This window comes from Streptomyces sp. NPDC048331 (assembly GCF_043201215.1).
Classification (GTDB): Bacteria; Actinomycetota; Actinomycetes; order Streptomycetales; family Streptomycetaceae; genus Streptomyces.
In genome coordinates this window covers 479,056-499,012 of sequence record NZ_JBICYT010000002.1, presented here as the reverse complement: position 1 = coordinate 499,012, position 19,957 = coordinate 479,056, and the positions used below count along the sequence as shown (strand labels likewise).

General features: G+C 72.4%; 20 protein-coding genes and 1 pseudogene. 10 read left to right on the top strand and 11 right to left on the bottom strand.

The window, feature by feature from the left end; all coding sequences use genetic code 11:
• Positions 1 to 771 precede the first annotated feature (771 nt).
• Positions 772 to 1,341, top strand: a complete 570-nt coding sequence (locus ACGFYY_RS05835; RefSeq protein WP_393707284.1) for an alkylmercury lyase family protein — start codon at positions 772 to 774, stop codon at positions 1,339 to 1,341.
• Between the two features lie 19 nt (positions 1,342 to 1,360).
• Here ACGFYY_RS05835 and ACGFYY_RS05830 read toward each other — a convergent pair whose 3' ends face one another.
• The 3 genes from ACGFYY_RS05830 to ACGFYY_RS05820 form a co-directional block, all read right to left on the bottom strand.
• Entirely contained in the window at positions 1,361 to 1,726 is a 366-nt protein-coding gene (locus tag ACGFYY_RS05830; RefSeq protein WP_393707283.1) for a Crp/Fnr family transcriptional regulator, read from the bottom strand.
• Positions 1,726 to 1,977 carry a Crp/Fnr family transcriptional regulator gene (locus ACGFYY_RS05825; protein WP_393707282.1) on the bottom strand — a complete coding sequence of 84 codons (252 nt, stop codon included), beginning with the start codon at positions 1,975 to 1,977 and terminating at the stop codon, positions 1,726 to 1,728. Before ACGFYY_RS05825 ends, ACGFYY_RS05830 begins: the two co-directional genes overlap by 1 nt.
• A 251-nt stretch (positions 1,978 to 2,228) precedes the next feature.
• The gene (locus ACGFYY_RS05820) at positions 2,229 to 2,714 is read right to left on the bottom strand and encodes a hypothetical protein (protein ID WP_365928257.1); all 486 of its coding nucleotides are present in this window, start codon (positions 2,712 to 2,714) and stop codon (positions 2,229 to 2,231) included.
• 293 nt (positions 2,715 to 3,007) lie between these two features.
• Here ACGFYY_RS05820 and ACGFYY_RS05815 point away from each other — a divergent pair, with 293 nt between their 5' ends.
• On the top strand, positions 3,008 to 3,529 hold the full coding sequence (locus ACGFYY_RS05815; protein ID WP_393707316.1) for a DM13 domain-containing protein: 522 nt from the start codon (positions 3,008 to 3,010) through the stop codon (positions 3,527 to 3,529).
• A gap of 102 nt (positions 3,530 to 3,631) precedes the next feature.
• On the opposite strand, the gene ACGFYY_RS05810 is transcribed toward ACGFYY_RS05815, so the two are convergent.
• Positions 3,632 to 4,192, bottom strand: a complete 561-nt coding sequence (locus ACGFYY_RS05810) for a carboxymuconolactone decarboxylase family protein (protein ID WP_393707281.1) — start codon at positions 4,190 to 4,192, stop codon at positions 3,632 to 3,634.
• 106 nt (positions 4,193 to 4,298) lie between these two features.
• Between ACGFYY_RS05810 and ACGFYY_RS05805 the strand changes: the two genes are divergently transcribed.
• Positions 4,299 to 4,886, top strand: a complete 588-nt coding sequence (locus tag ACGFYY_RS05805) for a TetR/AcrR family transcriptional regulator (RefSeq protein ID WP_393707280.1) — start codon at positions 4,299 to 4,301, stop codon at positions 4,884 to 4,886.
• Positions 4,887 to 4,955: 69 nt separating this feature from the next.
• On the opposite strand, the gene ACGFYY_RS05800 is transcribed toward ACGFYY_RS05805, so the two are convergent.
• The 4 genes from ACGFYY_RS05800 to ACGFYY_RS05785 form a co-directional block, all read right to left on the bottom strand.
• On the bottom strand, positions 4,956 to 5,078 hold the full coding sequence (locus ACGFYY_RS05800; protein WP_393707279.1) for a hypothetical protein: 123 nt from the start codon (positions 5,076 to 5,078) through the stop codon (positions 4,956 to 4,958).
• A 439-nt stretch (positions 5,079 to 5,517) separates the two neighbouring features.
• A complete protein-coding gene (locus tag ACGFYY_RS05795; RefSeq protein ID WP_393707278.1) occupies positions 5,518 to 6,699 on the bottom strand; it encodes an RNA-binding domain-containing protein in 1,182 nt (393 codons plus the stop codon).
• Positions 6,700 to 6,789: 90 nt separating this feature from the next.
• Complete coding sequence (locus ACGFYY_RS05790) at positions 6,790 to 7,134, bottom strand: hypothetical protein (RefSeq protein WP_393707277.1); 345 nt, start codon at positions 7,132 to 7,134, stop codon at positions 6,790 to 6,792.
• A 49-nt stretch (positions 7,135 to 7,183) separates the two neighbouring features.
• Positions 7,184 to 7,351, bottom strand: coding sequence for a hypothetical protein (locus ACGFYY_RS05785; protein ID WP_393707276.1), 168 nt, complete (start codon positions 7,349 to 7,351; stop codon positions 7,184 to 7,186).
• A 291-nt stretch (positions 7,352 to 7,642) separates the two neighbouring features.
• On the opposite strand from ACGFYY_RS05785, the pseudogene ACGFYY_RS05780 reads away from it, so the two are divergent.
• Positions 7,643 to 7,978 (top strand): annotated as a pseudogene (locus tag ACGFYY_RS05780) (transposase); the annotation flags it as partial.
• 218 nt (positions 7,979 to 8,196) lie between these two features.
• Here ACGFYY_RS05780 and ACGFYY_RS05775 read toward each other — a convergent pair.
• The 3 genes from ACGFYY_RS05775 to ACGFYY_RS05765 form a co-directional block, all read right to left on the bottom strand.
• On the bottom strand, positions 8,197 to 8,940 hold the full coding sequence (locus tag ACGFYY_RS05775) for a hypothetical protein (RefSeq protein WP_393707275.1): 744 nt from the start codon (positions 8,938 to 8,940) through the stop codon (positions 8,197 to 8,199).
• 32 nt (positions 8,941 to 8,972) lie between these two features.
• The gene (locus ACGFYY_RS05770) at positions 8,973 to 11,057 is read right to left on the bottom strand and encodes a nitrate- and nitrite sensing domain-containing protein (protein WP_393707274.1); all 2,085 of its coding nucleotides are present in this window, start codon (positions 11,055 to 11,057) and stop codon (positions 8,973 to 8,975) included.
• 90 nt (positions 11,058 to 11,147) lie between these two features.
• Positions 11,148 to 12,494 carry an NAD(P)-binding domain-containing protein gene (locus tag ACGFYY_RS05765; RefSeq protein ID WP_393707273.1) on the bottom strand — a complete coding sequence of 449 codons (1,347 nt, stop codon included), beginning with the start codon at positions 12,492 to 12,494 and terminating at the stop codon, positions 11,148 to 11,150.
• A 255-nt stretch (positions 12,495 to 12,749) separates the two neighbouring features.
• Here ACGFYY_RS05765 and ACGFYY_RS05760 point away from each other — a divergent pair, with 255 nt between their 5' ends.
• The 6 genes from ACGFYY_RS05760 (at position 12,750) to ACGFYY_RS05735 (ending at position 19,869) form a co-directional block, all read left to right on the top strand.
• On the top strand, positions 12,750 to 14,588 hold the full coding sequence (locus tag ACGFYY_RS05760; RefSeq protein WP_393707272.1) for an FAD-dependent oxidoreductase: 1,839 nt from the start codon (positions 12,750 to 12,752) through the stop codon (positions 14,586 to 14,588).
• Positions 14,569 to 15,216: an acetoacetate decarboxylase family protein gene (locus ACGFYY_RS05755; RefSeq protein WP_393707271.1), complete on the top strand. Its 648-nt coding sequence runs from the start codon at positions 14,569 to 14,571 to the stop codon at positions 15,214 to 15,216. Before ACGFYY_RS05760 ends, ACGFYY_RS05755 begins: the two co-directional genes overlap by 20 nt.
• Positions 15,217 to 15,286: 70 nt before the next feature.
• Positions 15,287 to 17,086 carry an AMP-dependent synthetase/ligase gene (locus ACGFYY_RS05750; protein WP_393707270.1) on the top strand — a complete coding sequence of 600 codons (1,800 nt, stop codon included), beginning with the start codon at positions 15,287 to 15,289 and terminating at the stop codon, positions 17,084 to 17,086.
• Positions 17,083 to 17,709, top strand: coding sequence for a hypothetical protein (locus tag ACGFYY_RS05745; RefSeq protein ID WP_393707269.1), 627 nt, complete (start codon positions 17,083 to 17,085; stop codon positions 17,707 to 17,709). The genes ACGFYY_RS05750 and ACGFYY_RS05745 overlap by 4 nt, the downstream gene beginning before the upstream one ends.
• A 125-nt stretch (positions 17,710 to 17,834) precedes the next feature.
• The gene (locus ACGFYY_RS05740; RefSeq protein WP_393707268.1) at positions 17,835 to 18,770 is read left to right on the top strand and encodes an alpha/beta hydrolase family protein; all 936 of its coding nucleotides are present in this window, start codon (positions 17,835 to 17,837) and stop codon (positions 18,768 to 18,770) included.
• A 94-nt stretch (positions 18,771 to 18,864) separates the two neighbouring features.
• The gene (locus ACGFYY_RS05735) at positions 18,865 to 19,869 is read left to right on the top strand and encodes a hypothetical protein (protein WP_393707267.1); all 1,005 of its coding nucleotides are present in this window, start codon (positions 18,865 to 18,867) and stop codon (positions 19,867 to 19,869) included.
• The last annotated feature ends 88 nt before the right edge of the window (positions 19,870 to 19,957 follow it).

The following is a 19,957-nucleotide window of genomic DNA, read 5'->3' as shown; positions in this document are numbered from 1 at the left end:
GGGTCCGACGCGCCGTAGGCCGGTGATCATCTCGGTGTGGATCCGGACGACGTGGTCCATGGACGAGCTGCTTCGGCGGAGTGGAGCACGTCAGCTTGAGCGTCGGGTCGAGGTGGGCCGACACCAGGCTTGCTGATGTTGTCGAGGTCGCAGTGGTAGCCCCCGTCCTTTCCTCACAGGGCAGGGGGCCGCGGTGGCGGCGGAAGCCGACGGCGCGATGCCGCCGCCCAGGAAGAAGGCCGGATCGGGGAGCAGCGCCGCCGTGCGGCGGCGGACGCGCCTGCGAGTGTCGCGTGACATGCCTTGCCCTAGCGCTTGACCTTCCAGTGCGCTGGAAGGTCTACGGTCGGCGGTAGGAGATCCGAGCCGGAAGGACGGCTTCATGCGTATCACGGTGCTGGCGGTCCCGGAGTGCCCGAACGCCTCGGTGGTACGGGAGCGGATCGGCGCGGCGCTCGCCGGCCGGGCGGTGCCGCTGGACCTGGTCGAGGTCGGCGACCCGGGGCAGGCGGAGCGGTGGGGGATGACCGGGTCGCCCACGGTCCTGCTCGACGGAGTTGACTCGTTCGGCGAGCCGGGGAGGGTGCCGAGTGTGTCCTGCCGCCTTTACCGCGGCGCGGACGGTCGGATCCAAGGCGCGCCGAGTGTGGCGGACCTGCGCCGTGCACTGGAGGCCGCCGGGCTGTCCGCGACAGGGGGGTGGTTTACCCGGATCCGGTTGGGCGGGGCGGACGCGGGCGGCTCGCTCCGGCTGAACGCGGGCTGCGAGCCGTGCAGCAACAGGTGCTGCGGCACTTCGCCGCCACCGGCAGGGCGCCAGGGGCGGCGGTGCTGGAGCCGGTCGCGTCCCGGTTCGGCCGAACTGCCGGCGAGGCGCTGGCCGGGCTGGCCGCCGAGGACTTCCTGACGCTGCACGGGGAGGGCCGTATCCAGGCGGCCTATCCGTTCTCCGCAGTGCCCACCGGTCACCGGGTGAGCATCGCCGGCGGCGCCGAGGTGTGGTCCATGTGCGCGATCGACGCGCTGGGTATCCCGGCGATGCTGGACGCAGATGCGGTGATCTCCTCGCGCGACCCAGTGTCCACGGAGCCGGTCACCGTCACCGCGACGGGCGGTCGGATGGTGTGGGAGCCGGACAGCGCGCTGGTCTTCGTGGGCCGCCGCAGCTGTACGGGGTCTGCCGCGGCGGTCTGCTGCGACGTGCTGAACTTCTTCACCGATGAGGCTTCCGCTCGCCGGTGGGCCGAGGGGCACCCGGACGTGCTGGGTGAGGTGGTCGGTCATGCGCGGGCCGAGCATCTCGGGGCGCAGAACTTCGGCGGCCTGCTGGGGGAGGGCTGACCCCTGAGGTGCGGTGATGTCAGCCGGCCTGGTCCTTGAGCCGCTCGGTGTCGAGGACGGTGATGTGGCCTCGGGCGAGGCGGATCAGCTCCTGGTCGGCCAGGTCGTGCAGGACCTTGGTGGTGGTCTCCCGGGAGGTGCCGGCGAGGGCGGCGATCTGCTGGTGGGTGAGCGCGATCTGCGGGCCGCGGCCACCGAGCACGTGGGGCCGGGTCTCGGTGGCGAGTGTCATCAGGGTTGTGGCGATCCGCCGCGGGACGGTTTTGAAGACGCTGCCGGAGAGGCGCTGTTCGAGGTCGGTGAGGTGGCGGCCGAGGATTTCGGTGATGCGGGCGGCGATCCGCGCGTCGGAGAGCAGGAAGCGGTGGACGTCGGCGCGGCTCATCACGCAGACGGTGACGTCGTCGAGGGCCTCGGCGAAGTTGTCGTGCGTTGCCCGAGCAGCACCATCTCGCCGAAGACCGTGCCGGGAGTGATGATCGCCGTGGTCAGGGCGCGGCCTTCGGCGGAGACCCGGAAAATGCGGACGCGGCCCTTCTTGAGGATGAACAGCACCTCGGACGGCTGAGCGGGCGCGTAAAGGAGCTCGCCCGCGCTGTAGGTCTTCATGGGAGCGGCGGCGGCGATGGCATCCATCTCCTGCTCGCTGAGGTCGCGGAAGATGTCGACCTCGGAGATGCACCACGTGCTGTTGGCGTCGTCACCGGTCGTGGGTCATGTGGCGTATCTCCTCGCGTCGGCCCGGCGCCCAGGGCGGGGGCGCCGCCCCCACGCCGGGCGAGCCAGCGCCTCACCGCCGTCTGCCAGACAGTAGCCGTCAGGGGTGCCGGGATACGGTCCACCGGACGGCGGCGGCGTGCCGGGCGCGGGGGGCGGGGGCGGCGCTGTCATCCTCGGGCCGGGCCCGTCCGCTCGGCCGTCATCCAGGCGATCGTGGCAAATGTCAGTCCAGCGAGCAGCCCGAAGACCAGGTGGCCGCCGAGGCTGGAACTGCTGACGTCGTTCCAGTCGAAGACGGGCATGCCCATGTTGGCGGGCATGATCCACAGGGCGCCCACGGCCCACCAGGCGGCGCCGTAGGCCAGGCCGAGGACGACGGCCGGAGTCGGCTTCCGGGCCCACTGTCCGAGCAGGGCGCCGAAGGTGATGCCGGCGAAGAGTGCGATCGACAGGTGGATCAGCCAGCCGGCGAAGGCGTTCGTCGAGCCGAGGAGCCCGGCGACCATGGTGATCATCGCGGTGTCCATCATCGGCCTCGACACCGACATCCAGATGCCGAACCCGATCCCGCCGACCAGACCGGCCGCGGCGCCCCAGACGGCGTGCACCGGGATGACGGCGGTCCTGGGGGATACCTGCACTGCGTCGGCCATGGCGCACATCCTCTCGTCGGCTGGTGCGTGCCTTCCACGGCTGACGGTAGGGCAGCCCGGAAGGGCGGCATGTGAGCCCGGTCATGTACCGGGCGGTAGCCCGGATCGGTCGGCCGCCGGCGGTCGTTCGCCGCGCGAGGGCAGCGTTGCGAACGTAAGCCTTTCGTCATCAGGGCGGTCTGGCGCCGGGGTCCCTCGCCGCGTTGAATCACGGTGGGAAGAACCTACGAGGGAAAGGCAGGGAAGTGGCGAGGACAGGGACGCGTCGACGTGGTCGGCTGCTTGTCGGTGTGCTGATCGTGGCGACGCTGGTGCTGGGTGCCGGGCTGTACGCGTTTCAGCCGTGGAAGCTCTGGCAGAACGAGACGGTGAACGAGGCCCTGCCGACCGCCTCCGCAGCCCCGGGGCCCGCCTCCTCGTCGACCGCAGCCGGCACGACCGCCCCGCCTTCACCCTCCGGGCCGCAGACCCTTGCCCAGGGCGCCCTGATCAGCCACGAGCACAGCACTACGGGCACGGTGAAGCTGATCCGTCTCCCCGACGGCTCCCGCACGCTCCGCTTCGAGAACCTCGACACCAGCAACGGCCCGGACCTGCGCGTATGGCTCACCGATGCCCCCGTGAAGGAGGGCAAGGAGGGCTGGGACGTCTTCGACGACGGCAAGTACGTCAGCCTGGGCAAGCTCAAGGGCAACAGGGGCGACCAGAATTACGAGGTCCCGGCCGACGTGAACCTCGCCGACTACACCAGCATCACGATCTGGTGCGACCGTTTCAACGTGTCCTTCGGAGCGGCCGCCCTCCAGGCCGCATGACCGCCACCGACCGTGCCCGACAGCACCGACCGGCGTCCAACACGTTTGTACGGAGATCGGTGCGGGGCCCGCTTCGGAAGAAGCGGGCCCCGCTGGTTCGGATCAAATGGCGGTGGTGGCAGCACTGAACGGAGTGACGAGCGGCCACTCGACGTCCACGTCGAGCGATTCGTTGACGTAGTTGGTGAAGATGTTGCGGACCGTGTTGGCGATCGTCTCGACGATCTCCTCGTCGGTCAGGTCGGCGTCGCGGGCAGCGGCGAACGCGTCGTCGCCTATCCGACCTCGGCTCTCAGTGATCGCGACCGCAAGCCGCAGCACGGCCGCGGCCCTCGGGTCGGCGCTCGTTCCTCTCCGGGCGGCCTCGATCTCCTCGTCGGAGAGCTTGGCGACGTTCCGGGACACCATGGTGTGGGCCGACAGGCAGTAGCTGCAGCCGTTGAGCTCGGAGACGGCGAGAGCGATCCGCTCCTGTATGCCGGCTGAGAGGACGCCCTCCTTCAGGGCGCCGAACAGGCCGAGGAAGCCCTTGAGGGCTGCCGGGCTGTTGGCCATCGCCCTCGCCATGTTGGGAGTGACGCCCAACGTTCGCTGCGTCGCTTCGAGTTGCTCGGCTGCGGCGCCGGTCGCGGTGGCCGGGTCGATGAGGTGCACGCGGGACATCAAGGCTCCTTGAAGTCGAATCGAACAGATCTGTCTGTTCGGTTTGATCAAAGTAGGAGCGCCCATCTGCCTTGTCAAACAGATCTGTTCGTTCGATAGTGTTGCCATGGGCCACAAGTCAGGAGTTCCGTCCGTACGCGAACGGCTGCTCGCCACAGCGGACGAGCTGTTCTACGCCGAGGGCATTCGCGCGGTCGGCATCGACCGCGTCATCGCCGAGAGCCGCGTCGCGAAGTCATCGATGTACGTCCACTTCCGCACTAAGGAAGACTTGGTGGAGGCATACCTCCGGGGCCGCACCGATACCTGGCGCGAGCATGTGGTGCGAGAGGTCGGCGTACGGTCCCGGCAGCCGACCGGCCGCATCCTGGCCGTCTTCGACGTCTTCCACGAGGCCATCTCCCAGCCCGGCTTCCGCGGCTGCCCCTTCACCAACGCCGCCGCCGAATACCCCCATCACGAGGGCATCCGGGCCGTCATCGCCTACGACCGCGCCTGGCTGCCGGCTCTGTTCAGCCGCCTCCTGCAGCCGCTCGGCGCGGGCGAGGACGGCGAACTGGCCGCCGCTCTGGTCCAGCTGTGCGACGGTGCCATCTCGGCCGCTCACCTCGACGGATCACCGAACAGTGCCCTGACGGCCAAGGCGACGGCCGAACTCCTCCTGGCCGCCCGACTGCCGCAAGGTACGCCCTGACGCAGCCGTGAAGACACCACGCGGCCGGCCCGCCGACGGCGCGCGCCTTCTCGGGAAGCGGGTGCCGCCTCAGCCGCGCAGCTGGAAGTCCAGGAGTGCCGCCTTCTGTCCTTGGACGGTGGTGGGCGTGCTTTCGACCTGGCCTGCGGCTCCGCTGTACTGCCCGGTCCCGCCGATGACCGCGAACGTCACCTTCTTCTCGATGTTCTTGAACTTCTCACCGCCGCCGAAGACCAGGTTCCCCTGGGCCAGCCGGACGGTGCAGTCCAGCAGGAACAGGGATACGTCTTCGCAGCGGGCCTGTCGCCCAAATGACCTACCCGGCCGTGCGCTCGGCGATCAGCAGGGCGTAGCCGAGGAGGCCGTCCGCCACAGCTGTGCGAGCCGCGCTGCGGGCGGTGACTTCCGCGCAGGCAACCACGTGGACTCCATCGTGGTGGGCAGCGCGAGCACGACGGAGGCCGTCACGGCTGGGGCGCCGTCGGGGCCGGCGATCGTGCACGAGTAGCCGGCGGACCGACCCGAGTTACCGAAAGGCCGCCGCTCCCAGAGAGCGGCGGGCAGCTCGGCGCCCCGGCGGCGCGACAGGAGCGTCACCGCGCCGGCCACAGCACTGTGCGGAAGCAGCTGCTCAAGCTGCGTGCGCCGGGACTTGTCGACCTCCAGCGTGCTCGCCTCGGCCCAGGGCAGGTTCACCAGGGGCCCGCAGGCGCAGCGCCGGCGTCTGGCCGCCGGTCCCGATCTCGGCCGAGCGGCCCCGGTCCAGGCTGAAGCGCGGGGCCGGCTGCCACCGCCATACGCCACGTCCCGAGCACGTAAGGTGCCCCGGACCCCACGAGCCGCCGTCGAGGTCCACGCGTCGGGCGTCGGCCGGAATCACCCACGGGGCGTCCGTGCCCGCGGGCGGGAGGGGGAACCCGACGGCCGCGAGCGGATCCTGACCGCCCGCTGCCCGGCGACCAGTTTCGACGATCGCCTGCCAGACCGGCTCGGCGACGACGACCGCGGGGTGCCCGGGCACCAGGCACAGCACCCAGCCCGGCTCGCCACCGACTTCGTGCCGCAGATCCTGCAGCGCGGCCGCCCCCTGGGCCCACGCCTCCCCGGCGGGCTCCCCCAGGCCCGCGTCGGCGAGCTCCTCGTAGGCCGCCTTCATCTCCCGCTCACGGTCCGGCAGGCCCTGGCCGACGCGCGGCCCGCTGACAGGCCCCGCTTCGGACACGGCCTGCCGTACGAGGTCGGCGAGAGCCTGGGCGGTGGGCACGCCGGAGGCCCGGACGCCGGCGGAGAACAGCTGCACGATCTCGGCCCGGGGCAGCCAGTACGTGCTGTCTCCGTCCCGCATCGGCACCGCGACCGTGTCCGGGCGCGGCGCCCCGGGCTTGCCCACCGCGGCCGGCACGGCGAAGAGCGCATGGTCGGTCTGCGCGGGGATCTCGATGAACAGCACCCGCTCGGCGCCCTCCGCCCCCGACCATCCGACGCGCACTCCACGGGGAGCCGGGGACACCCGCTGACGGATCAGTTTGCGGATCTGGTCCACGTTCACCACAGCCGGGTCGACGCCGACGACATGGTCCAAGACCTCTTCGTCGTGCTCGAGTCGGGTAGCGATGCCGACGACGATGACCCCGCCGCCCCCGTTGGCGAACGCCGCGACGGCCTTGGTGAGTTCCTCGACCGCCTTGGGGTCCTCCGTCAGCCGGTACAGAGCCTTCTTCGCGTCGAGCCACTGTGTCTCGCGCAGCCCGAGCAGAGAGCCGGGCCGATGGGCCTCCAGCGCAACCAGGGCGCTCTTCAGATCCTTCACCACTTCGGCAGTATCCACTGGCGCACCGGCCTCCCGCGGCCGGATTTCCCAAGCGCATACGGCAGGGGCGAGGGTTGGCCGGCTGCGTTCCTGTCAGCTCGCGCGCGCCTGTGTGTAGCCGGCGATCCGCTCGGCGTCGTACTGCATCAGTGCGGCCAGGTCCTGCCCGGCCCACAGGGCGAAGCTCAGTGCGATCTCGCGGGCGTCCTCGAGCTCGGAGCCGGGCCGGAGGTAGGCGAGGAAGGGGACGGCGAGCCGCGCCGCACGCTCCTCGGGCCGCTCCCCGGGCGGCGCGGAGGTGACGACGGTGAGAAGCCAGGGGCCGGCTTCCTCCGGCGGTAGGTCCAGCTCGGAGATGCGGCAGGCTCGGCACGTGGCGGTGCGGGTCTCGGATTCGTACCCGTACAGCGGGTGGGTGCCTGGCGGGTGCGGGTTCATGGGCCCCTTTCGAATGCCGTCTTCGTGGACATCGTGGTGCACCGAGGGCTCACCCCGGCAGTTTCAGGTAAGGCTGCGGCGCGGGCAGGGTGTGCGGCGGCCGCTCCCGCAGGGACAGCAGAAGGTCGCGGGCCGCGACCGCGTCACCGAGGGCGCGGTGCCGGCCGCCGAGCCGGAGACGGGTGGTGGTTCCCAGCCACATCGAGCGACGCTTCATCAGGCACTGCCACGCCTGAACCGAGTGCAGCCGGCCCGGATCGACGCCGAGCGCGCGGGCGTGGCCGACGGTCGTCTGCCTGTCGAAACGAGGAGTTGTAGGCGAGGACGATCCGTCGGTCGACCGCGTCCAGGACCTCGGGAAGGACGGCGCTCCAGGCCAGGCGCCGGCCACCATGCTGTTGGTAATGCCGTGCACCCCGGGTCGCCCCGACCGGGATGGTGATGTTCGGGCCGGGGTGGACGAGGGTGTCCACGAGGACGGAGCCGTCGTACGCGTCGACGGCTGCCACATCACGATCTTCTGGCACGGCTCACCGCCGCCTGCCCCGAGATGACCCAACTGGCCTTCGCTGTCGGCGGCTTCGCGGAACTCCTGACTCCTTGCGCAGGAAATACCGACGGGCTCTCGCACTGGATCGTCCAGGCTCGCTCAGCCGATCTGCCCCATCTCCACGCCTTCACCCGGGGCCTGGACCGAGACCGCGACGCTGTGAACGCCGCACTCACACTTCCGTACAGCAACGGCCCCACCGAAGGTGTCAACACCAAGACCAAGCGAATCGCGCGCCAGATGCACGGCCGAGCCGGATTCCCCCTGCTCCGCCACCGCATCCTCCTCGGATAGCGCCACCCTCGGTCACCACCGAATGTGAGACAGGGCCAGTCGCTGGGACACACCCGGGGGCATGTCTGTGCTGTCGGTTTCCCATGGCGGTGGGTGCCGGTCGCGGGCGTCCGTCCTTGGGGTGGTGGGCGGCATCGACGGTTCCGCGGGCTTGACGCCGCCTCTGCGCTGCCACGCTGGCCGGTTTGTTTCGTAGATCTCGATTCGATGAGCGCGATCTAGAATTCTCTGAGCAGGATCCCTGAACCCGGGATGCGGTCAGTGAGGCCGTGTTCGCGCAGGGCGTGCCACAGCGTGGCCGCGTTGATCGCGATGACCGGCTTGCCGAGTTCGGCCTCCAGCATGTCGGCCTGGGAGACGAAGGAGAGGTTCGTGCCCACCTGGACGATGGCCTCCACCGAGGGGTCGTCCAGCGCGGCGACCATGTCCAGTATGCGATCGGGGCCGACCCGGGCGATGTCCGTCGCGCTCGGACAGCGCAACCCCGAGATGGCGGCCACGTCGAATCCGGCCTCGGTGAAGAAGCGGGCCACCTCGCGGTCGGCGACCGGCTGGTACGGGGAGAAGACCGCAACGCGCCGGCATCCGAGTACTCGCAGGGCCGCCCGGCAGGAGCTCGCACCGGTGGTCACCGGCAGGCCGGTGCGCTCGCGCAGCCGGCGTTCGAAGGCCGCGTTGCCGGCGACGCCGCCCCAGAAGGTCTCCGCCGACATGCCCATCACCATCCGATCCGGCTCGGCCGTCAGGACGTCGCGGACCGCCGTGTCGATGGACGCCCTGATCTGGACGAGCAGGGCCTCGAAGTCCCGGTCGTTCCGCATGGCCGGGTCCGCGATGTGCATGGAGCCGGTCCGGTAGGCGACACCGGGAACGCGCGCACCCCAGTAATCGTGCTCGACGACCGTGTTGGTGCTCGGAACGATGACCCCGAACACGGCGCGTGCGCCCACCACGTTGGTCATGTCGATGCTCCGATCAGGTTGTGGTCCGGTGTTCAGCGGGAGTGGCGAAGGAGGCGGGGTTCGAGTTCCGGTTCACCCGTGCTGCACAGCGTCGGCGGCAGCGTGACCATGGCGGTGGTGCCCACGCCCTGTCGCACCGCGCGGAGTTCGACGTGAATGGCGTGGTGCTCGGCCAGCCGGGCCACCACGTACAGCCCCATCCTGCGGGCCACCGAACCGTCCAGCGGAGGCGGCGCCGCCAGCCGGGTGTTGTGGTGGTCGAGCTCCTTGCTGGTGAGCCCGAAGCCCAAGTCGCTGACCTCGATTAGAGTGCTGCCTTGCGGGAGTTCGGTCGCGGTGACGAGCACGGCGCTCTGCGGGCTTGAGAAGGAGGTCGCATTGTCCAACAGCTCCGCGAGGAGATGGATGATGTCCTTGGCCGCGTTTCCGGCGATACGCAGGTCGGGCGCGCCGAGGATGCGCACGCGCTGGTACTGCTCGACCTCGCCCAGGGCCGCGCGCAGCACGTTCTGCAGCGGCACCGGCTCACCCCAGCCGCTGTCGATGCCCTCTCCGGTCAGGACCAGGAGGTTCTCTCCGTTGCGGCGCATGCGGGTGGCCAGGTGGTCGAGTCGGAAGAGGCGCTCCAACCGCTCCGGTGACGTCTCGTCCCGCTCCAGTTCCCCGATCACTTCCAACTGGCGCATGGTCAGGCTGTGGGTGCGCTTGGCGAGACTGGCGAAGAGGTCGCTGACGTGCGAGCGCAGCAGGGCCTGCTCGGAGGCCAGGCGGACGGCTTGGCGTGCCACCGCGTCGAACGCCTGCGCCACCTGGGCGAGATCACCGCTGCCGTGGACGGGTGTGGCGGCCAGCGGGTCGACTGTGCGGTCCGGTGCCTCGACCAGGCTCTCGATGGCGCGGGGCAGTTGCTGGTGAGCCACCGACAGAGCCGAGTTCCGCAGCGTCCGGATCTCCCTGAGCGTGGTACGCGAGATCCAGCCGACGAGCCCGACGGAGAGGAGCACCACCAGAAGGGTCAGCCACCCCGACCGGATGGCCGTGCCCCGAGCGTCGGCGAGGGCTGCGGTCGTGGCGGCCACGAGGTCCTGGCCGAGTTCGTCCTCGACCTTCTGGAGCTGTTGCATCTGCGCGTCCGCGAACCCGTAGAACGCCTGGGGCGTGGTCGCCAGCCCGGCGCCGGACGGGGCACCGGCCAGGACGGTCGTACGGAGCTGCGCCAACCGCTCCATGCCGGCCGCCGAGACCGTCGCCGAGAGGAACTGCGCGTCGGCGGGGTCGGCTCCCGCTGCGAACTCGGCGAGCGCGGCCCGCTCGAGGCCCGCCGCGACCTGCACCCGTTCCGCTGCCTGCGTGGCGTCGAGGCGCCCCGCGAGCACCATGGTGATCAGCGAGCGCTGGGTGGACATGGCGGACTTCGCGACCGACACGCAGTACAGCGCCTTGCCTTTGGTGCTGGCACCGGGATTCAGTGCGATCTCGTTGTGCAGCCCGAGCAGGGGAGCAATCAGGTCCTCGTACTGCGTCTGGACGTCCAGCGTGCTCCGAGCCGCGTCGGCCGTCTTCGCGGTCTGTCCCGAGCCGCCGGGTGAGGACTTCGGCGCGCCCTGCGGAGCCGATGAGGCGTTGCGACGCGCTGCGGACAGGGTGGGGGCGCGCTTCGTGAACTCCTCGAGGCGCCTGCGCAGCGCGGGCGGCGAGTGGCCGGTCGCCGCGGCCGCCTCCAGAAAGTCGGCCATGGCGCCGTCCGTGGCGGCGACGCTGCCCGTCCACGGCGGAGGCGGCCCGTTCTGTGCCGCCTTGGCCGCCGCGTTGTCCGTGGTCAGAGCAGCGGCTCCCGCCTCGTCCTGAAGGGCTGCCGTCAGGGCGGCCGCCTGACCGGAGAGGTGAGCGGTCCGGGCCGCCTGGGCCGCGCGGTCCGCCGCGCCGGCGCTGTCGAGCGTGCGGATCGTGCCCAGGACCGAGAACGCCAGCAGGGGCAGCACCGTGATGGCCGCCAAGCGCCAGGTGAAACCCCAGTTCACCGGGCTGATACCGCTCGCGCGCCGCTCGGCGGGCGGCTGCGGGACCGCGTGCCTGCGCTGCCCGGACCGGCGGAGGAAAGGCCAGCGGATCGACAAGACGCACTCCTGACGGCGGGGCCCGGTTGGGGGTTGCGTTTCGTTGAGTGAAACTCTGTTTCGAAAAAGTAGAGTGGCGGGGGCGGCTCGTCAACTGCTCGCCGGCGTCGGCGTCTTCGGCCGGCGCGGAACCGTCCTGCGCGCGCGTTCGTCGCGGAGTTCGCGTAGGTGGCTCAGGGCGTCGACCTGGATGGTGTGCCGGGTGGAGGCGACGTACCGCCGTGCCGTGCGCGCGTGGTAGTCGGCGATCTCGCGGTACATGGCGGCCTGCGGGGGCAACTCGCACCGCCCTTGGAGCAGATCGGCGACCCAGTGCGACTGGGCCTCGGCCAGCGGCATGATGGCGCCGAGCGGCTGGACCAGGCCGATGAAGTACAGGCCGCGGTGCTCGGGGGAGGCGACGCGGCGGTAGAGGCTCACCGCGTTGTCGGCGGGATCGATCAGCTCCTTCGCGAGGAAGGGGAAGGCGATGTCGTAGCCCGTGCAGTAGACGACCGCGTCGATCTCCTCCCGCCGCCCGTCCTCGAAGACGGCGCCGCCCCGGTCGAGCGCGGTGATCATGGGGGTGACGGTGATGTCGCCGTGGCCCAGGCGCGAGAGCAGGTCGTCGGAGATGGTGGGGTGCGCCCCGAGCACGCCGTGGCGCGGTTCCGGCAGCCCGTACGAGGCCAGCCGGCCGCGGCTGAGTCGCAGCAGCAGCGCCAGCCCGGCGGCCTGCACGGACAGCGGCGCCCGCGCGAGCCAGGACCCGGTCAGGTGGTCGGTGGGGGTGCCGAAGAGGTACTTGGGCAGGATGTGCGCGCCGCGGCGCATGGCCAGGAAGGTGCGGGCGGAGACGCGGGAGGTCTCCACGGCGATGTCGCACGCGGAGTTGCCTATGCCGAGGACCAGGACCCGCGCGCCGGTGAAGGGCTCGGGGGTGCGGTAGTGGTGCGAGTGCGTCTGGGTGCCGGTGAAGGAGTCGGCTCCGGGCAGCGCGGGCTGCGGCATCCGGGGCTTCCAGTGGTGGCCGTTGGCGACGAGGACGGCGTCGTAGGCGCGGCTGGTCGTCGCGCCGTCGTCGCGGTGGCGGGCCGTGACGGACCATCGGCCGTCGGGTGTCTTCGCGACGCCGGTCACCTCGGTGCGGAAGGTGATGGAGGGTCGCAGGCCGAAGTGGTCGACGAAGGCGTCGAAGTAGCGGGCGATGTGGAAGTGGCTCGGATAGACGGGGCAGTCCGCCGGCATGGGGAAGGACGCGTACTCCATCACCTGGCGGGAGGTGTTGATGTGCAGGGACCGGTAGGCCGATGACATGCCGTTGTCGTTCTCGTAGCGCCAGTTGCCGCCCACCTCGGAGCCGCTCTCGTAGCAGTCGTAGGGAATGCCGCGTTCGGCGAGCACCTGGCAGGCGGCGATGCCGGAGGATCCGGCTCCGATTACACAGACGCGTTCCATGGGACCTCCGGTATGACCACCCGGTCATGTGACCGGGTGGTCATAGGCTCATCCGGTGCTCCCGCGTTGTCAACCAGCCTGCGGGAAAATGCAGTTGGGAAATCGGCGACCCGGGCCGACGGTGTCGGGTTCATTGACAGGGCTCCGGGGGCACCGCACTATGACCGGGCGGTCACATGACCGCCCGGTCATGCCGCGGGGTGATGCCCACCCCCACGGGTGTGACCGCCGGTCGGCCACAGTGCAGGAGCCGTGATGCCCACCTCTTCACCACCGCCGGACACGCCGCCGCGGACCGCCTCCGCGGAACCCCCGGTGCCCGACGACGTCGACGTCCTCGTCATCGGCTCCGGCTTCGGAGGCAGCGTCACCGCCCTGCGCCTGGCGGAGAAGGGCTACCGCGTCGCAGTCCTCGAGGCCGGCCGGCGCTTCGCCGACGCGGACTTCCCCCGCACCTCGTGGCGGGTGCGCGACTACCTCTTCGCCCCGCGCCTGGGCTGCCGCGGCATCCTGCGGATGACCCTGCTGGGCAGGGTCCTCGTCCTCTCCGGCGCGGGCGTCGGCGGCGGTTCACTCGGCTACGCCAACACCCTCTACGATCCGCCGCCCCGGTTCTACGAAGGCACCCACTGGGCGTCCCTCACGGACTGGCGCACCGAACTCGCCCCCTACTACGACCAGGCCCGCCGCATGCTCGGCGTCACCGCCAATCCCCGCTTCACCCCCGCCGACCGGGTCCTGAAGGAGGCCGCCCGCGAGACGGGCTGCGAGCACACCTTCCGTACCACCCCCGTAGGCGTGCACTTCGGGCCGCCCGGCACCGTCCCCGGATCGACCGTCCCTGACCCCTACTTCGGCGGCGCCGGGCCCGCCCGCGGCACCTGCCTGCACTGCGGGGCGTGCATGACGGGCTGCCGCCACAACGCCAAGAACACCCTCCCCAAGAACTACCTCGGACTGGCCGAAGCGGCCGGCGTGACCGTCGTCGCCGACCGCACCGTCACCGACGTCCGCCCCACCGGCCGCGGCACGGACACCTCGGACGCCGCGGAGGGCGCCGGCTGGACGGTCACCTCCCAGCGCACCGGCCGCACCCTGCGCCGCGACGCCCGCACCACCACCGCCCGGCACGTCGTCTTCGCCGCCGGCGCCCTCGGCACCCAGCGCCTGCTCCACCGGCTGCGCGCCACCGGCGCCCTGCCCGGCCTCTCCCCACGCCTGGGCCACCTCACCCGCACCAACTCCGAGGCCATCCTCGCCGTACGCTCCACGGACCCCGACGCCGACTTCACCCAGGGCGTGGCCATCACCTCGTCCGTGCACCTCGACGAGACCACCCATGTGGAGCCCGTTCGCTACGGGCCCGGCAGCAACCTGCTCGCCCTGCTCGGCGCGACCCTCACCGACCCCGTCCCCGGACGCGCGCGGATCATGGCCGGCCTCGCCGCGATGACGGCGAACGCCCGCACCCTGCCGGCGCTGCACCGCCCCCGCCGCTGGGCCCGTCAGACGGTGGTGCTCCTGGTCATGCAGTCCGCCGACAACTCCCTCACCACCCTGCTGCGGCGAGGCCCCTTCGGGTCGGCCGGCTCGCGCCTGACGAGCCGGCCCGGGGAGGGCGAGCCCAGCCCCACCTGGATCCCGGCCGGCCACCGCCTCGCGCGCACCGCCGCACGGCAGAACGGCGCACTCGCCTGCGGCACCTGGGGCGACCTGCTCGACATCCCCGCCACCGGGCACCTCATCGGCGGCTGCACCGTCGCCGCGGACGCCGAGCGGGGAGTCGTCGACCCCTACCACCGCGTCCACGGACACCCCGGGCTGCACATCGTCGACGGCTCCACCATCTCCGCCAACCTGGGGGTGAACCCCTCCCTCACCATCACCGCCCTCGCCGAACGCGCCGCCGCCCTGTGGCCCAACCACGGCGACGCCGACCCGCGACCCCGCGCCGGCGACCCCTACCGTCGGGTGGAGCCCGTGGCACCGCGCCGCCCCGCCGTGCCCCCGCACGCCCCCGCCGCGCTGCGGCCCGCCGCCACCGCCCCCCGACCGCCCGAAGGGCAGGACCCCGATGCCGACGTACCCGCCTGAACCCTGGCACCTGGCCGGGCAGATGTACCTCTCACTGTGGGCCGTACCGCGCAGCGCCCTGCCACCCCTGCCGGCGGGAGTACGGCCGCTCACCGTCGCCGGACGCGCCCTGACGGGGGCCGCCTGGGTGCGCTACGAGGGCGACAGCGTCCTGCGCTACGACGAGGTCCTCTCCGCCGTCCTGGTGCGCGACGGCCTGCGGCCGCGGGTCACCATCACCGACATCTGGGTGGACAGCCCGGCGTCGATGGCCGGCGGCCGCGAACTGTGGGGCATCCCCAAGGAACTGGCCGAGTTCGACCTCGTCACCAGCGGGGAGGGTGCCCTGCGGGCCTCCGCCCGGACCGCGTCCGGGGAGCTGGGCTCAGCGTCCTTCCGCCCCGGTACCCGGCTCCCCGGGCGGTGGCCGTTGGCGTACCGCGTCCTCCAGCAGATGCAGGGACGCCTGGTGACCAGCCCCGTACGCAGCCGCTGCGCGGTCGGCCCGGCCCGGGCGCAGTGGCGGATCCCGCCCGGCAGCCCCCTGCGGGTCCCGGCTGGCCGGCCGCCGCTGCTCAGCCTGACCCTGCACGACTTCCGCCTCACCTTCGGCAGCCCCGCCCTGGCCCCGTCCGCCCGTACGGCCTGAGACGCCGCCGCGGCGGACACCGGCGGGCCCTGCCCGGCGGCCCGGCGGCCCCCCTTCCCGAGGAGTCCGTATGACGCCCACGCCCGTTCCGCCCGCCACCCTCTGCGAGGCCTTCCGGCGGACCGTCGCCGCCCGGCCGCACGCGGCCGCCCTGCTCACCCTCGACGGCACCGCCCTGACCTGGACCCAGTACGCCGAGCGAGTCGCTTCCGTCGCCGGAGCGCTGCGCCACCTCGGGGTGCGCCGGGGCGAGCCGGTGGCCCTGATGCTGACCAACCGGCCCGAGTTCCACGTCGTCGACTGCGCCGCCCTGCACCTGGGCGCCGTTCCCTACTCCCTCTACAACAGCCTGCCCGCCGACCAGATACACGAGCTGCTCGCCAGTACGGGAGCCCGCGTCGTCGTCACCGAACGCCGCTTCCTGCCGGTGCTGCGCGCCGCCTCCGCCGACACCGCCGTCCGCCACCTCGTGGCCGTCGACGGCCCGGAGGGCCCGGCCGAGGACAGTGAGGGTGTCCTCTCGCTCGCGGACGCCGAGGCGAGCGCCCCCGGTCCCCTCGACCTGGCCGCCGCCCTGCGCGAGGTGGGCCCCGACGACCTCATCACCCTGATCCACACCTCGGGCACCACGGGCCGCCCCAAAGCCGTCGAGATCACCCACCGCGCCATGCTGAGCCAGCTCGCCGGCACCCAGCAGGTTCTGGAGGTCACCGGCGAGGACAGCCACATCTCCTTCCTGCCCGCCGCGCACATCGCCGACCGCTGGGGCTCGCACTACACCAACATCTACTGCGGCACCCGGCTGACCTGCCTGGACGACCTCTCCCGGCTCGGCGAGGCACTCACCAGCGTCCGCCCCACCCTCTTCGGGGCGGTCCCCTCCGTCTGGCAGCGGCTACGCACCGGCCTGGAGGGTGCGCTCGCCGACGCCGACCCCGCGCTGCGCGCACTCGGCGAGGACGCCCTCGCCACCGGCCGCCGTCTCGCGCCCCGGCGGTGGACGGGCCCGCTGACCCCGCCCGAGCGCGCCGAACTCGACCGAGCCGACGGCATCCTCGCCGAACTGCGCCGCCGCATCGGGCTCGACCGCGCCAGGGTCTGCATCACCGGCGCCGCACCCGCACCCGAGGGCCTCCAGGAGTTCTTCCACGCCCTCGGCCTGCCCCTCACCGATGCCTGGGGCATGTCCGAACTCAGCGGCATCGCCCTCATCGCCCCGCCCGGCGGACCGCGGGTGGGCACCGTGGGCCGGCCCGTCCCCGGCGCCGAGATCAGCATCGCCGACGACGGCGAACTCCTCGTCCGGGCGCCCTTCCTGATGCGCGGCTACCGCGGCGAGCCCGAACTGACCGCCCGGGCCGTCGACCCGGAGGGCTGGCTGCACACCGGTGACCTCGCCACCGTCGACGCCGCCGGGGACGTCCGCATCGTCGACCGCAAGAAGGACCTCATCATCAACACCGGGGGCAAGAACATGGCTCCCGCCCGCATCGAAGGCGTCCTCAAGGAGGCCTCGCCGCTGATCGGCCACGCCGTCGTCGTCGGCGACGGCCGGCCCTTCAACGTCGCCCTCCTCGTACCCGACCGGGAAGCCGTCACCGCCTGGGCGCGGCGCACGGGCATCACCTCCGCAGCCCCCTGGGACACCCACGCAGGGGACCTGGCGGCCGCGCTCGCCGACGCCGTCGCCGACGCCAACACCCGCCTGTCCGGCCCCGAACGGATCCGGGCACACGACGTGCTCACCGAGGAATGGGCCCCCGGGGGACCGGAGCTCACCGTGACGCTGAAGGTCCGCCGGGCCGCCGTCACCGGCCGGTACGCCGGCCAGATCGAGGCCCTGTACCGGCAGGCCGGGACGGGCCGGTGATCTCGGCCGCGCTGGCGCTGCTCGCCGGCCTCCAGCTCCTGCTGGCCGAGGCCGCCCGGCGCACCGGCCCGGCCTGCCGGCCCACGGCGCTCCTCGGCTGCGCCCTGGCGTACGACTCGGCCGTCGTGGCGGCCGGGGTCCTGCTCGGCGAGGGCGCGCCGCTGGAGGCGCTGAGCGCCGGCCGCTTCGTCGTCCACGCCCTGGGCACGCCCCTGGTCCTACCGTGTGCCGCCCTCGCGCTGCGGGCCGGGCGCGGTGCTCTCGCAGCCGCCTGGGCCGCCGCCGGTGCACTGGCCGTACTCGGCGCCGCCACCACCCTGCCGGGGCTGCACCTGCGCCCCCGCACCTGGGCGGACACCCTGCGGTACGCGGACGCCGAGCCGGGCGCGTTCCCCGTGGCCGCCGTCCTCGCGATCGTCGCCCTGCTGGTGATCGGGGTCGCCGCCTGGATCCGGCGGGCGGCGCCCTGGATCGCCCTGGGGGCCATGGCCGTGTTCGCGGCGTCGGCCGCGGCCTTCGCGGCGCCGCCGCTGGGGAACCTGGGGGAGGGGCTGATGCTGGCCGGGCTGGTGGCCACGCTGCGCGGTGGCCGGGTGCCGGAGCCCGCCGCCACCCGGCTCTGATCCGTTGCGTAGGAGCGAACGTCGTTCCCCTCAAAGAAACTCCCACCTCTTGGCGTGTATGCGTCAGTGTGCTGAACTGGCATACAGAGTTTCCCTCTCCGATACCCCCCACAGGAGGGCACCCCGTGCTACGCACACTCATGCGCGCCGTCCCGGCCATCATGCTGGCCGTCGCCGCCACCCTGACCGCCCCCACCGCGCTGGCGGCCACCCCCGCCAGCGCTCCCGCCGTCGCGGCCGATCCCGCCGCGCCGGGGGCCTTCCCCGTCGCCTACTCGGACCTCACCGTCTCCGCCGCCGGCCGTTCCTACAGCGCCCGCGTCTGGTACCCGGGCACGAGCGCCGGCGCCAACGCCCCCGTCGCCCCGGGCCTCCACCCCGGTCTCGCCTTCGGGCACGGCTTCTTCCAGGACATCTCCAAGTACGAGAACACCCTGCGGCACTACGCCTCCTGGGGCTTCATCACCGTCACCCCCAAGTCCCAGGGCGGCATCTCGCCCAGCCACACCGGCTTCGCCGACGACCTCAACGCCGCCCTTACCTGGCTGACCGCGCAGAACTCCACCACCGGATCCCGCTTCGCCGGCGCCGTCGACACCAGCCGCTACGCCCTGTCCGGCCACTCCATGGGAGGCGGCGCGGCCCTGCTCGCCGCTTCCCGCAACCCGGCCGTCAAGTCCGTCAGCACCCTCGCCGCCGCCGAGACCAACCCCTCGGCCGTCAGCGCCTCCGCCGCCCTCGCCATCCCGGCCCAGTACGTCGGCGGCAGCAAGGACACGGTCGCCGGCGTCGGCAGCCACCAGCGCAAGATGTACGACGCCAAGCCCGCCCCCACCCAGCTGCGCGTCATCACCGGCGGCTTCCACTGCGGCTTCACCGACAGCGGCGGCTTCGGCTGCGACAGCGGATCGGTCAGCCGCGCCGAACAGCAGCGCCTCACCCGCGCGGTGACCACCACCTACCTGCTCTACACGCTCGGCCTCGACGCCTCCCTGCGGGACCAGGTGTGGGGCGCCGCCGCGCAGAACCTGCCCGGCGTCGTGTACGACGCCAAGCCCTGACCCCGCCACGACCGACCGACCCGCTTGGGGGGCCAGGGTCAGCGCACCCGCCCCCGGCCGGGAAACGGAGCTCAGCCCCAGGAACGCACCACACATGCCGACGACAGCGAAGAAGATCGGACTACTGATGGCACACGCCAGGCACCCCCACGCACGGCGCAGCGCCGGCCGCGGCATCGCGGCAGGCCTGCTCGGATTCGCCCTGCTGGCCGCCGTGGGCACCTCGGGTCAGGCCACCGCCGCCGAGACCCCGCAGAGCCCCACCCCCGTCCCCACCCTCGTCTACACGGCCTCCGTCGGGGCCGACGCGGCCGACGTCTACTACCCGGAATCCGGCAGCCGGCTCCCCGTGGTCCTGCTTCAGCAAGGCGCCAACGTCGACAAGAGCCACTACGAGGGATACGCTCGCACCGTCGCGGCATTCGGCTTCGTCGTGGTAGTCCCCAACCACCTGCGCTCCGTCTTCGGCGTCCCCGGCCTGTGGGCCTCCGCGGACCAGGGCCTGACCACCGTCGCCTGGTCGAAGGCCGAGAACACCCGGGCGGGCAGCCCCCTCGCCGGCCGGCTGGACCCCACCGTCCTCGCCCTGCTGGGCCACTCCTTCGGCGGCGCCGCTGGCGTCGCCATCGTCCAGGGCCAGTGCGCGCCGCCGTTCTGCTTCGGCCTGCCGCCGGGCGCGGTCAAGCCCGCCGAACTCAAGGCGGCCGCCTTCTTCGGCACCAACAACGCCCCGCCCGGCGGTGGTCCGGTCGCCCCGGTGAACAACACCGTGCCGGTCGCCCTGATCCAGGGCTCCGCCGACGGTATCGCCGCCCCCGCAGCCGCGCAGGCCACGTACGAGGCCCTGAAGGGAACGCCGAAGGCGCTCGTCACGGTCGCCGGGGTCAACCACTACGGCGTCACGGGCGTCCAGAACCCGCCCGGCGCCGTCCCCGACCCCTCGGCCCAGACCACCGACCAGGTCGAGGGCATCCGTACGTCCGCCCGCTGGTCGGCGCTCTTCCTCAAGGCGGCGCTGGGCGACGCCTTCGCCCGCTCCTACGTCCGCTACTGGGGCGACGCCTCGGACCCCGCGGTCACCGTCCAGCAGGCCTACTGATGCGGCGGGGGGGGGGGGGGGGGGGGGGGGGGGGGGGGGGGGCCCCGCCCGCCCCCCCCCCCGCCCGGCCCGCGCCCCGGCCCGCGGC